This window comes from Methyloglobulus sp. (genome assembly GCF_046714055.1).
In the GTDB taxonomy this organism is placed as follows: domain Bacteria; phylum Pseudomonadota; class Gammaproteobacteria; order Methylococcales; family Methylomonadaceae; genus Methyloglobulus.
In genome coordinates, this window is sequence record NZ_JBKKBJ010000046.1 from 1 (window position 1) to 12,686 (window position 12,686).

Annotated in this window: 9 protein-coding genes and 1 pseudogene; 6 read left to right on the forward strand and 4 right to left on the reverse strand. The window is 47.0% G+C overall.

Going from position 1 to position 12,686, the window contains the following annotated elements:
• Positions 1-234 precede the first annotated feature (234 nt).
• Both ACLQ6D_RS02715 and ACLQ6D_RS02720 read right to left on the reverse strand, forming a co-directional pair.
• Positions 235-1,362, reverse strand: a complete 1,128-nt coding sequence (locus tag ACLQ6D_RS02715) for a glycoside hydrolase family 5 protein (RefSeq protein WP_411725726.1) — start codon at positions 1,360-1,362, stop codon at positions 235-237.
• 28 nt (positions 1,363-1,390) lie between these two features.
• Positions 1,391-3,085 (reverse strand): ABC transporter ATP-binding protein/permease, encoded by a 1,695-nt coding sequence (locus ACLQ6D_RS02720; RefSeq protein ID WP_411725727.1) that lies wholly within the window; start codon positions 3,083-3,085, stop codon positions 1,391-1,393.
• A gap of 112 nt (positions 3,086-3,197) precedes the next feature.
• On the opposite strand from ACLQ6D_RS02720, the gene ACLQ6D_RS02725 reads away from it, so the two are divergent.
• From ACLQ6D_RS02725 to ACLQ6D_RS02750, 6 genes are all read left to right on the forward strand, one after another.
• A complete protein-coding gene (locus ACLQ6D_RS02725; RefSeq protein WP_411725728.1) occupies positions 3,198-4,160 on the forward strand; it encodes a glycerophosphodiester phosphodiesterase in 963 nt (320 codons plus the stop codon).
• A gap of 158 nt (positions 4,161-4,318) precedes the next feature.
• Positions 4,319-4,708, forward strand: coding sequence for a hypothetical protein (locus ACLQ6D_RS02730; RefSeq protein WP_411725729.1), 390 nt, complete (start codon positions 4,319-4,321; stop codon positions 4,706-4,708).
• 271 nt (positions 4,709-4,979) lie between these two features.
• The gene (locus ACLQ6D_RS02735) at positions 4,980-5,786 is read left to right on the forward strand and encodes a TIGR00266 family protein (protein WP_411725730.1); all 807 of its coding nucleotides are present in this window, start codon (positions 4,980-4,982) and stop codon (positions 5,784-5,786) included.
• The gene (locus ACLQ6D_RS02740; RefSeq protein ID WP_411725731.1) at positions 5,773-6,894 is read left to right on the forward strand and encodes a M48 family metallopeptidase; all 1,122 of its coding nucleotides are present in this window, start codon (positions 5,773-5,775) and stop codon (positions 6,892-6,894) included. Before ACLQ6D_RS02735 ends, ACLQ6D_RS02740 begins: the two co-directional genes overlap by 14 nt.
• 90 nt (positions 6,895-6,984) lie before the next feature.
• Positions 6,985-7,944 carry a DNA cytosine methyltransferase gene (locus ACLQ6D_RS02745; RefSeq protein ID WP_411725733.1) on the forward strand — a complete coding sequence of 320 codons (960 nt, stop codon included), beginning with the start codon at positions 6,985-6,987 and terminating at the stop codon, positions 7,942-7,944.
• A 2-nt stretch (positions 7,945-7,946) separates the two neighbouring features.
• The gene (locus ACLQ6D_RS02750; RefSeq protein WP_411725734.1) at positions 7,947-8,546 is read left to right on the forward strand and encodes an HNH endonuclease; all 600 of its coding nucleotides are present in this window, start codon (positions 7,947-7,949) and stop codon (positions 8,544-8,546) included.
• A gap of 312 nt (positions 8,547-8,858) precedes the next feature.
• Here the strand turns inward: ACLQ6D_RS02750 and mfd are convergent, their stop codons facing one another.
• A complete protein-coding gene (mfd, locus tag ACLQ6D_RS02755) occupies positions 8,859-12,326 on the reverse strand; it encodes a transcription-repair coupling factor (RefSeq protein WP_411725736.1) in 3,468 nt (1,155 codons plus the stop codon).
• 105 nt (positions 12,327-12,431) lie between these two features.
• Positions 12,432-12,686: pseudogene (locus ACLQ6D_RS02760) on the reverse strand (IS5/IS1182 family transposase); the annotation flags it as partial.

Here is a 12,686-nt window from a genome sequence, read left to right on the forward strand (position 1 = left end):
TCGCTTCCGCCAAAGAGTTGTTGTGACCACCCTAGTTCGTCTATTGGAATCATGCTTGCTACAAACCCTATATTTATTTATGGGGTTATAGTTTATTTCTCAAGTAAAATGTGATCAAGAGACAGGCATGTTTCCCCGTCCGCAGGGTTTCATGTATGTTTCAAAGATAGTAGTGGCATCAAAATGTTAGGGACGGTTTCAAGCCCTGCCCGCGTCAGTGCCGCTCAGCATCAGTTATTCAAAATCAAATCGATCCGGCAACCAACCATTATTGACACAATCGCGGAAGCACCATGCCGGTGTGGTTTCGGTCTTGTAGCTCCAAAAAAACCAGCCCAGGTATTTTTCGAAGGTTGCCAATTGGGCGTACGCATAAGCTTGATAAGCTACATCCATTTGAAATTTATCCATTTTTTCCAGTGCATGGTTAAAAGGCCCAATGGCCCAAAGCGACACCACTTTTAAGTCCATGCCCAAACTCCACTCGCCTACATAAGTCCACTGATCCATTTCCTGGATGATGGCATCGGCTTCCTGTTTCCAGTCCACGACGGATTTCCTGACATGCCCGTAGATATCCGAATCAATATCGACCCGTTCAAAACATTGGTAACGGTGAATGTCAAACACCACATTGTCAAATTCGGGTTCTTTCAAAAACCCCAGATATTCTTGATAAGACCGGAAACCGTCATGAAAAACTACCGCCACATCTTCGGGCTGGCAATATTTGCGGATACGGTAATAGCCATCCGTTGTATATTTTTTTAATAAATTGGTATCAACGTCCCAACGAGGTTCATTCAATACCTCAATCCCGTGCAGCGCGGCGCGGCCATGATAACATTCAGCCAACTGTTCCAGCACCCACAAAGAATGGTTGATATAACCCTCATCGGTGTGCCATTCGCAAACATCTTTAATTCCGCCATTATCGAATCCATTTTGGCAACCCGGCGCAGCATGTAAATCGAGGATGATAGCCAACCCCAAGTCTTCCGCCCACTGGAAGGCTTGATCCAGTATGTCAATTCCGCCTTCCACAAAGGGATATTGATACTCGCCATACGCCCTGTGATAAGGATAATTTGCGCCGAAAATCCAATGCCCAATCGGGATACGCACCGCATTGATACCGATACTTGCCAACCAGGCGAAATCATCGCGGGTGATAAAAGTTTGCCAATGCTGCCGTAATCTCGTTTCGGCTACAGCGCCCAATTCAGCGCAGTAAGTGGTTTCATCCGTTGCGTTCAATCCCTCGAACATACTGGGGGTTATCCATTTTTCCAGCACTAGCCAACCGCCAAGATTAACACCGCGAAGTTTTTTGCCTTTGTTTTTAGTTAATGACGGGATCATGTGCTATTTCCTCTAATTAATAATCGGGCTAGATTTTTAGTTTACGTTCATGAAAGGCTTCCGCCGACGGCTGATTGGTAATGTTCAGGATTGCCGCATCAGGCAGTTCTTTGCCCAGTAATTCCAACATATGGATTTCCCCGCCCGATGACAAAGAATCCAGGGCTTCCTCAATAAAAATCCATTTGGGCCGATGCAGTAAAACGCGAGCCAGCCCCAAGCGTTGCCGTTGTTCACGGGAAAGTATCTGTTCCCATGACGCAACCCGGTCAAGTTGCTTCGCAAATTCTTTAAGTCCGACTTGTTTTAGCACATTTTCAACTACAGATCGTTCGAACGAACTTGTGGCATTAGGATAACAAATGGCTGTAAAGAGCGACCCGGTCGGTAAGTAAGGCCGGGGCGGCATAAAGAACAGGGAGCCATCCACCGGAACTTGAATATGACCGAATCCCCACGGCCATAATCCAGCAATCGCCTCAAACAATTTTGCCCCCGTGTCAGCCTTACCGGAAATCAGTACACGTTCGCCCACTTTAATTTCAGTGTTGATGGTTGCTGAGATGGTATCAACGCCTAAATTAGCTATAGTGACATTATCAAACTTTAATACGGATTTTTTTGATTTTTCTACACAAATTTGATGTGAATTGTGGCAGGATATGCCGTGTTCCAACTCATCCAAAGCCTTAACCAAGCCTAAAACTCGCTCAACCGATGCCCGCCAATTGGCGATTTCAGCCATACTATTGACCGGCCAAGATAGGGCCGAAACCATCTGCTGAAAGGCCTGGACGGATTGCATTAAAGAACCCAAGGTGATTCCACCGGCAATATAACGTGGTGCTGCCACCAGAATTGGCAATGCCATTGACACGACCGAGTAACCTGTCGTGAAAATCTGAATTTGTTTCCAGGCGGCTGTTTGTTGTCGATAGGCCGCAATAATTGTCTGAAATGAGCCAAGGATACGCGCCTGTTCATTATCCTCACCCTGAATTAAGGCGATGGCCTGGGAATTTTCTTGCACTTTTATCAGGTCACGACGGTAATTGGCCTCTTGGCTTTGCCGGACATTCGTTGCCGCAGTGAGCGATTTACCCATCCACCATCCCAAGATTGATGCACAAACCGCATACATTATCGAAATCCAAACCAAGTAACCAGCAACAGGAAGCTTAAAATTTCCTAGTTCAAAAACAACCGTACCCGATAACGTCCATAGAATCTGAGTAAAGCTGCCCAACAACAAAAGACTGTAAAACAATGAATGCCCCAGTGAGATAGCATCTTCGGTTGCAATGCGGATGTCTTCCGCTATGCGTCCGTCGGGATTGTCATAATCCCCTTTCGACATAAAAGTCAGTTGATAATGCCGGCCTTTATGCATCCATTTGGAAATGACTTTATCCGTCAGCCATAAGCGCCAGCCGATCAGTAATCGCCGTTTAACTATCAGGTGCATGGTCGTGATTGCAATATTGGCGACGAAAATCAGGACTAATAACCCTACCTGAGTGATTAAACCTGACATTGACCGCTGTTCAAGGTCATCAAACAGAGCCGCATTCCATTCTGTAATCACCACGGCTATGCCCATTTGAAACACAGTGAGGACAATCAGGAACACCGTGTCCATGCGGATTACGAGCTTATTTTCGGAGCCCCAAAAAGGCCCCGCCAATTTTATAAACGGAATTAAAAATCCGTTTTGACGTTTCATCGGTTCATCCCTTGTCGAAAATTCAGTATTGAGTTTAGTATTTGCATATTTAATTTCTGTCGTAATATCGTTAATAATAGCTTACCGTTTTACACGTTCCTTGAAAATAAGAATGATAAATCCTAATCTGACCGCGATGATCCCAGGGACTTCAACAAATATTTTAAATATTGCGCACCGCGGTGCCAGGGCATTCGCGCCTGAAAATACACTTGTTGCCTTTGCCAAAGCCAAAACTTTAGGCTGTGAAATGTTCGAGATGGACGTACGCATGGCTAAAGATGGTGTAGTCATCGTCCATCACGACGAGCATTTGACCCGGTGTACGGATGCCAAAACCAAATTCCCTGACCGCAACAGTTATAATCTCGCAGATTTTACTTATGCAGAGCTTAGCAAGTTAGATTCGGGTAGCTGGTATGTTGAACAGTTGGCGCTTGCCAGTGAAGAAAGACAACCATTTTTGCAAAGCCTGACTGATGCTGAGATCGACCAATTTGTCAGCCCATCGGAACGGAAGCTTTATGCTTCCGGCAACATCAGGATTCCGACTCTTGCCGAAATATTATGCTCGACCAAAGAGTTTGGGCTGATGGTCAACATAGAACTCAAATCACAGCCGGATGGCGATTCAGGATTGGTTGAGGCTGTATTGAAGGCCGTACAAGCGATGAAAATGGAAGATCAAATCCTGATTTCTGCTTTTGATCACGAGTTGTTGAAACAAGTGCGACTACGAACAAATAAAATTGCCATTGGCATCCTTACTGACACACCTATTAAAGCCCCCATTACTTATCTACGCAAACTTAAAGCGAATGCATACAATCTAGGCTGTTACAAGGACTATAACCTCAGTGGATTTAGTGGGTTGCCCGGCAACCGCTATCTCGCCCACATTAGCAAGGTGCATAAAGCAGGTTTCGGCGTGAATATTTGGACGTGTAACGACCCGGAAGAGATGGGATACTTATTGGCTACCGGGACAACTGGCTTGATTTCTGATTATCCAAATCGGGTGAGTGAAAAAATTAAGGATTACTTCCCAAAAAATAGCCTCATCTCAACCCCATAGGTTTTACGCACGGTCGCAAGCACATAAAGCACTGGTGGATTTGTTTCACCACCTTTCTTAAAACGGTTGCGAATTCAAGCAAAATATTCGATACTCCAACTCTTGTTGTAGATTGTGTTCGCTGGATTTAACTAACAACGATTGGAGAATAAGTTTTTATGAAAAAATCAATTATCCTGGGCTTGGCGGCATGTGCCATTTCCCTGAATTCCCTCAGCGCTTTGGCCGCCACCGACGACAAATACCCTGCCGCTAATTTCCAACCTAGTGTCACCTACATAGATGAAACCGCTGCCCAAGCGGAATCATCGACAACGGATGACAAATATCCAGCGGCGAACTTCCAACCTAAAGTGACATATATTGACGAAGATGCCGCCGGGCAGACGCAATTAACGAAAGCATCTGTGATCGATGAGAAATACCCTGCGGCAAATTTTGAATCGAAGGTCATCTATATGGATGAAAATGCCGCTGAACAAGCGCCAGATCAGTTTGATCCCAAATATCCCGCAGCTTACTTCAAGCCTAAAGTTATCTATCCTTAAGCCTATTTATTTTTCATAAGCTATTGAATTTAAGTAAATCTCCCCTGAATATAACAAAAGTAACCCATAGGAAGATTTAAGTTTGGCAGCTCCATTCAGTTTCCATTGCACTGAATGACTTTTCTAAAGTCTGAGTAATTTAAGGTGTGTTATTTTCAAAACGTTGGAGTGGCTGGATTTTTGCTTAGCCACCCGTAAATGTAGGTTAAATAATTTTAAAAGCCTGTTGTTCGCTGAGACTCAGCGACTCCCATTAGGACTAGGACACTCCATGACGCAGTTAAATTACACTATCAATGGTAATGATTTACAGTACATAAAAATAACCTTGGATGCAGGCCAGGAAGCCCTTGCCGAACAAGGGGCGATGATGTACACGGACAAGCACATTGTTATCGATACCCTGCTGGGTGATGGCAGCCCTTCGCGGCTTGGTGCACTAGGCCGGTTTTGGAATGCGGTCAAGCGTTCCTTCACTGGCGAGTCGATGTTCAGTTCTGTGTACCGGAACACCTCAAATAAGCCACAAACCATTGCCATTGCCGCACCCAGCCCAGGTGAAATCGTCCCGATCAATTTGACTGAACACGGCGGCATGATTATTTGCCAAAAAGGGGCTTATATTGCGGGGGAAAGAGGCCAAAAAATTCAGTTAGCTTTCCAGAAACGGCTGCGTGTGGGTTTCTTCGGTGGCGAAGGCTTTATCATGCAAAAAATCAGCGGGCAGGGAATCGTATTCATCCATGCCTCCGGCACGCTCAAGGAAGTTACGTTAAGTCCCGATGATGAGCTAAAGGTTGATACAGGTTGTTTGGTTGGTTTGTCATCTACAGCTCGTTACAACATCAAATATACCGGTACGCTGAAAAACAGCCTGTTTGGTGGCGAGGGCTTGTTTTATGCCACCGTATCCGGCCCCGGCAAGGTGTGGATACAGTCCTTGCCGATGAACCGCTTGAGCAAGGTGTTGATGGGTGCGGCCTTGACCGGAAGCAGTAGCCGGTCGTCCTGGATGGGCAAGTTTTACCTGCTCGCCATTATCCTGTTTGCCATTGCCACCATCTATGCCAAACCCTGACATGAATAATGAAGTCAGTATCTTGCTTTTTGGCCCGGAACTGCCCAGCACTGGGCAACCGACGGCCTGCCTGGTCGAAGAAGGTCGACTTTATCTGCCCAACCAAAAACAAACGGTAAGTTTTTCCGAGTTGGAAGCCAGGGTCGGCAGTTTTGACCACGATAAATTGCAATTGTGCTGGCAGTATCAAGGCAATACCTGGTTGCTGATACCTGCCAATCAAGACGCACAAAAAACGCTGGTCAGACTATTGCCCAGGAAAGAAGTCACCGGACTGGGCAAGTGGAAACGGGAAACCTTAGGGCAAAGTCTGGTCTGGAAAACCGTGGCTTATTCCTTGTGTGCGTTGGCTTTGGCGGCGGTCTTGGTCGTCTGGCAATACGACACTGCCGTTTCTTGGGTGGCTGGGCGAGTATCGCTGGCAACGGAGTACAAAATCGGTGAATCAGTGTTAACCAGCTTGAAAACCCAATCGCCCCTGGTCGATAAAGGTGTCGCAGTGGATGCCGTCAAAAAAATTGGCGTCCGCTTGACTCAAGGCTCGCCCTATAAATACCAATGGCATATCTCAAATGCCCCTGCCATCAATGCCTTTGCGTTGCCGGGTGGCATTGTCATCGTCAACAAAGGCTTGCTGGAAAGGGCGGAATCAGCCAACGAAGTGGCGGGGGTGTTGGCGCATGAAATCCAGCATGCAGAACAACGCCACGCCTTAAAGAACATGATTACCAGTTCCGGCATTGCCGCCACCGTTTTGCTGGTGTTGGGCGATGTTAACGCCGTGATGATGGTTATGGCGCATCAGGTGTCCGCTCAGTATTTCAGCCGTCAGGCAGAGTCCGATGCCGACATCAAAGGTGTCGCCTTATTGCGGAAAAGTAAAATTGATCCACAGGGCTTGGTGTCGTTCTTCAAAAAATTGCAGGCGCAGTATAAAGGCAAGGCCGAAGGGCCGGAGTGGATGTCGTCCCACCCCGGTACAGAAAACCGCATAAAAGTGGTGGAAGATGACAATAAAGCCCACCCTTGTGCGGATTGTGAAACTTTGAAATGGGATAAAAAGGCAATTCTGGCTAGTTTGGAAAAAACTTATCCAAAGGCCAAATAACGTTAGATTGCGCAGGTAACAATATTGCTAGGCTGGAAAATTTTAAACCTGTAAAATATTGATTACTTAGTAATTTTCAAAAAACCAGTTATGTCGATGAAATCTGTAGAAGTATGTGCTGGTGCGGGTGGTCAGGCACTTGGGTTGGAGAAAGCTGGGTTTGAGCATGTCAGCCTTGTTGAAATCGAGGCTCCCGCTTGTCAAACTCTACGAATTAACCGTAAACATTGGCATGTCACAGAAGGCGACATTCGCCATTATTCAGCAGAACAATGGCAAGGCATTGAGCTTTTAGCGGGTGGCGTACCTTGTCCGCCATTTTCAAAAGCTGGTAAACAGCTTGGTACACAGGATGAACGTGACTTATTCCCAGAAGCCCTTAGACTGGTTTCTGAGTGCAGGCCTCAAGCAGTCATGTTTGAAAATGTAAGAGGCTTACTTGACTCAATCTTTGATGAATATCGTACAAAAATAATCACCGACTTAAAAAAACTAGGTTATGTCGCTGAGTGGCGTTTGTTAAATGCCAGTGATTTTGGTGTTCCTCAATTGCGTCCACGAGTAGTCTTCGTGGCACTAAAAAAAAGCGTGGCTGGACTATTTGTGTGGCCGTCATCGCTTATTACCCCGCCGCCAACAGTAGGTGAGGCGTTATATGATCTTATGGCTGCAAATGGCTGGCTTGGCGCGAAACATTGGCAGAAAAGAGCGTACGATATAGCGCCTACCTTAGTTGGTGGAAGTAAAAAGCATGGAGGCCCTGACCTTGGGCCAACCAGAGCCAAAAAAGCCTGGGCATCACTGGGAGTTGATGGCATGGGAATAGCTGATGCACCACCGACAAAGGATTTTATTGGTATGCCGCGCCTTACAATTCGCATGGCTGCCCGTATTCAGGGGTTTCCTGATGATTGGCAATTTAGCGGCAAAAAAACTTCCTCATACCGTCAAATTGGTAATGCTTTCCCGCCTCCAGTTGCCTGCGCTGTAGGCGCTCAGATTCAAGCTGCGTTAAATGCTGCGGCAAAACCGAAACTTAAACGGGCGTAGTAATGGCAAAAGAAAAATCCCCCAGAGGAGGTGCGCGTGGAAAGCTTCGAGCGCATTTTCTAGCCAATATTGGCCGCATTATGGGTTCCGAAGAATTGCGAGCCGTCGCGGACAATCAATCAGAATGGGCGCGTCGTGTTCGTGAATTAAGAACAGAGGAAGGTTATTTAATCCTTACGCATAATGACCGCAGCGAATTGAAACCTGGCCAATACTTGCTAGAAACTGCAAAGCCACAACCCGCCTTTGAACGAGCTATATCAAAAGAAACTCGTGCATTTGTCCTCGACCGAAATGGTTTTACTTGCCAAATGTGCGGGGCTGTAGCCGGTGAGCCACATCCTTATGATTCAACGCGGAAAACACGCTTACACCTTGGTCATATTATTGACAAGAGCATGGGCGGTACTGACAATCCATCCAATCTTCGGGCAATTTGTTCTGTATACAATGAGGGTGCGTCTAATGCCACACTTACCCGTCCTGATTTACAGAAAATTCTTATTCAAGTGCGCCGGGCAACATCTGCAGATCAACTCGAGATCTTAAAGTGGCTTATTGCCAAATTTCCAAAGCAGACGACAGAACTAACAAAATTGTGAATCTTACATTGCGCTCAACTGCCGGTTGGGGTGAGGTAACAAACCCCAACACTTGATGCACCGTGTTGCTGGGATTCCTAACGTCATCCCAACCTACGATTTACCAATACTTACCAAGCTTCCACCAAATGAACAAACAAGAAAAATACCTAACAATGACAACCCGTAAGATGCACCAAATGTAGATACCGTCTTGAAACAAATTATGCAAGCGAATAATTTGGGCCAAACGGTTCGCCTGATTTTAAGATAGCACGTAGGATGCGCTGAGACACGAAGCGCATCAATCGCAAGCGATGCGTTTCCCTTCGTTCAGATCGTCCTACATCCTTCTGTTTCCGGCGTTAATTTTCTCAATAACCCGCTGATAAACCAAAGTTTTTGTTCTGTGTCGCTAAACGGTTTGATAAACCTTAACTTATCAGCGCCGTCAAACTTGTAACATTGCGCCTCAGTTTGGATTAATCGAATCAACTCTTCGGTATTGAGTGTAGGATTTGCCGTAAAGACGATACGCCCGCCGCCGGCGTTCGCATCAATCTTCTTGATGCCCAGTTTTGCGGCCTGTTGCTTTAATTCTGTAACGCTGAACAGGGTTTTTATCGGTTCCGGCAACAATCCGAAACGGTCGATCATTTCCACCTGCAATTCACGTAAATCTTCTTCAGTTTCTGTGTTGGCAATTCGCTTATACAGCACCAGACGGGCATGAATGTCAGGCAGATAGTCTGCGGGAATCAGCGCCGCTGTTTGCAGATCGACTTCCGGCCCTCTTTCCATCGGTGCTTCCAGATCGGCGACTTTGCCTGATTTAAGCGCCGCCACCGCACGTTCCAGCAACTCGGTGTATAAGGTAAAGCCAATTTCCTGAATTTGTCCGCTTTGCTCATCACCCAATAACTCCCCTGCCCCACGAATTTCCATATCATGCGAAGACAACATAAAACCTGCCCCTAAATCGCCCGATTTTTCCACGGCTTCCAGGCGTTTTACCGCATCGGTGCTCATCAAGGCTTTGGGCGGCACAACAAAATAAGCATAAGCCCGATGATGCGAGCGCCCCACCCTGCCCCGCAACTGGTACAGTTGCGCCAAGCCCAGTTTATCGGCACGATTGATGATGATAGTGTTGGCACTGGGAACATCAATGCCGCTTTCAATAATGGTGGAACACAGCAGCAGATTAAACTGCTGATGATAAAAATCCATCATGATATGCTCCAGATCCCGTTCTGCCATTTGTCCGTGGGCAATCGCTATCCGGGCTTCGGGCAACAGCTTTTCCAGGTCATCGGCCATCTTCCCCATGGATTTGACATCGTTATGCAGGAAAAACACTTGTCCACCGCGCTTGATTTCACGCTGACAGGCTTCCTTGATTTGCGCGTCCACCCACTCGCTGATAAAGGTCTTGATGGCATGGCGGTTCGGCGGTGGGCTAGCGATGATGGAAATATCGCGCAATCCCGACAAGGCCATATTGAGCGTCCTGGGTATAGGCGTTGCCGTCAAGGTCAGCATATCCAGCGAGTGCCGCAGCTTTTTGAAGTGTTCTTTCTGGGTCACGCCAAAACGGTGTTCTTCATCAATAATAACCAACCCCAGCGCTTTGTAGCGTAGGTCTTTGGATAAGAGTTTATGGGTGCCGATCACAATATCAACCTTGCCCTGCTCCAAGTTTTCCATAATTTCTTTTTGTTGTTTGGGCGAAACAAACCGCGACATCACCTCAACGCGCACAGGCCAGTCGGCGAAGCGGTCACGAAAATTCTGGAAATGTTGCTGCGCCAATAAAGTCGTCGGCACCAACACCGCAACCTGCTTGCCGCTTTGTACGGCAATAAAAGCCGCCCGCATGGCGACTTCGGTTTTACCAAAGCCGACATCGCCGCATACGACCCTGTCCATGGGCTGCGGACTCGCCATATCCTCCAGGATCGCTTCAATGGCTGTTTGTTGGTCTGGCGTTTCCTCGAATGGAAAGGCATCGGCAAACGCCAGATAATCGGCATCTTGTACGCAAAACGCATGGCCTTTTTGCACGGCGCGTTGCGCCTCAATGTCCAGTAATTCCGCCGCCACATCACGTATTCGCGCAATCGCTTTTTTCTTGGCTTTGCTCCATTGGTCTCCACCCAATTTATGCAAGGGCGCATTTTCAGGGCTTACGCCCGTGTAGCGACCAATCACATGCAGCGATGAAACCGGCACATATATTTTGTCGCCGTTGGCGTATTCCAATGCTAGAAATTCGGCGGGTATGCCGCCAATTTTCAAGGTATGCAACCCCAAGTAACGACCGATGCCGTGTTCCTGGTGTACTACCGGGGAACCTATCGTCAATTCATTCAGGTTATTGACGATGTTTTCCAGTTCGTGCGCCGCTGACCGCCTACGCCTGCGTCGTTGCTGGATTTTTTCACCTGACAGCAGGCTTTCAGTGATGATGGCAAGTGCAGGATTTTCCAGCCATACGCCGTGATCCATAGGCGCAACCGTAATAGCTGGCGAAATATCGGTGGTTAAAAATACCTGCCAGCTTTCTACCTGCTTAACCAGAATTTTGTTGTGCCTTAATTTATCGATTAAGGCTTCCCTACGACCCGCAGACTCAGCGACAAAGAGAATTTTTCCGGTAAATTCTTTAACAAACTGCTGTAACCGTTGGGCTGGCACAGTCAATTTGGCATCAATGGTTAGGTCAGGCAGGGCATGGCAGTTGAATACATTGCCATCACCTGCACCCGTATTGTCGAGAGTAATACGGGCAAAGGCTGTAGTTCTTTGTGACAGTTCTTCTGCCGATAAAAATAACAGCGTTGGCGCAAGCAATGGCCGGTCAACATCATATTTCCGTTGCTGAAAACGATCCTCTGCTTCCGCATAAAAAGCTAGAGCGGTGGCATTAAACGCCTCTGTCGTTACTAACACCGAGGATGCAGGGAGATAGTCGAACAAGCTTGCAGTTTGTTCTACAAACAGCGGCAAATAATATTCGATACCGTTGGGTGTAATGCCTTTGCTGACATCCAGGTACAACAGGTTTTTTAGTGAAGTTTCGGGAAAATATTCCCTAAACGCCTGACGAAAATGTTTGATGGATTCATCAGTAAACGGAAATTCGCGCGCCGGAAATAACTGAATCTCGTTACAGATACCCAACGACCGTTGGGTTTCAGGATCAAAAGTACGAATCGATTCAATTTCCTCATCAAATAACTCAATGCGGTAAGGGACTTTACTGCCCATCGGAAACAAATCGACTATCGAACCCCTAACGGCAAATTCACCATGTTGATATACTTGAGAAACGCACTGATAGCCCACACTTTCCAGCTTAATTCTATTCAACTCCAGATTAAAATCATCGCCAACCTTAATCGCAAAACTGTTGGCTAAGACATGTTCTCTCGGCGCTAAGCGGTGCATTAGCGTCGTCACCGAAACCACCAATGCGCCACGCTTTACCTGCGGCAGCAAAGCCAAGGTTTTCAGGCGTTCTGAAATAATCTCAGCAAGCGGCGAAAAAACATCGTAAGGCAGCGTTTCCCAATCAGGGAAGTGCAGTATGGGATGTTCGTCTGGCAAAAAAAACGCCAGCTCATGCTCTAAGCGCAAAGCCGTCTGGTTGTCGGGCGTGACCACCACAAACAGACGGTTTTCATTTTTGATGGCAGTAGCCAAAGCCAATGAATCACCACAGCCAATTAAGCCTGTCCAGGTGAATGTGTCATTTTTTGTTTGGGGCGTTTTAGGAAAAAATAGTGTGGTGCCAGCCATTAGTAGCTATAAATAAATTATTGATATGCTTAAAATACTGAGTGAATTTAAACTTAAATTACATATAAGATTTTAAGCCTGCTCAGCGTCGAAAAGATTAAGAGCTTATCCATAAATAATATTCCCCTGACCTTTCCGTTTTGTTTTCCGTAACACGATGGCCGAAGCGGCCAGCATAAGCCAGCCGAGATGGCTCCGATCCATTTTTTCATGGCGCACCAAGAGATTCCTGAACCGGTCAAACCAGGAGTGGCAAACCCCAACCACCCAGCGCCTTGCCTTAAAACCAGGGTCCTTGTCCATTCCTGCAAGCTCTTCGCCGCGCGGCCTGGCGTGCGGGGCATCGCCCCTTTCCTCGGC

What these genes read in the sequence shown, in the direction of transcription:
- ACLQ6D_RS02715 (WP_411725726.1), bottom strand. Translation starts at nt 1,362, where the DNA reads ATGATCCCGTCATTAACTAAAAACAAAGGCAAAAAACTTCGCGGTGTT.
- ACLQ6D_RS02720 (WP_411725727.1), bottom strand. Translation starts at nt 3,085, where the DNA reads ATGAAACGTCAAAACGGATTTTTAATTCCGTTTATAAAATTGGCGGGG.
- ACLQ6D_RS02725 (WP_411725728.1), top strand. Translation starts at nt 3,198, where the DNA reads ATGATAAATCCTAATCTGACCGCGATGATCCCAGGGACTTCAACAAAT.
- ACLQ6D_RS02730 (WP_411725729.1), top strand. Translation starts at nt 4,319, where the DNA reads ATGAAAAAATCAATTATCCTGGGCTTGGCGGCATGTGCCATTTCCCTG.
- ACLQ6D_RS02735 (WP_411725730.1), top strand. Translation starts at nt 4,980, where the DNA reads ATGACGCAGTTAAATTACACTATCAATGGTAATGATTTACAGTACATA.
- ACLQ6D_RS02740 (WP_411725731.1), top strand. Translation starts at nt 5,773, where the DNA reads ATGCCAAACCCTGACATGAATAATGAAGTCAGTATCTTGCTTTTTGGC.
- ACLQ6D_RS02745 (WP_411725733.1), top strand. Translation starts at nt 6,985, where the DNA reads ATGTCGATGAAATCTGTAGAAGTATGTGCTGGTGCGGGTGGTCAGGCA.
- ACLQ6D_RS02750 (WP_411725734.1), top strand. Translation starts at nt 7,947, where the DNA reads ATGGCAAAAGAAAAATCCCCCAGAGGAGGTGCGCGTGGAAAGCTTCGA.
- mfd (WP_411725736.1), bottom strand. Translation starts at nt 12,326, where the DNA reads ATGGCTGGCACCACACTATTTTTTCCTAAAACGCCCCAAACAAAAAAT.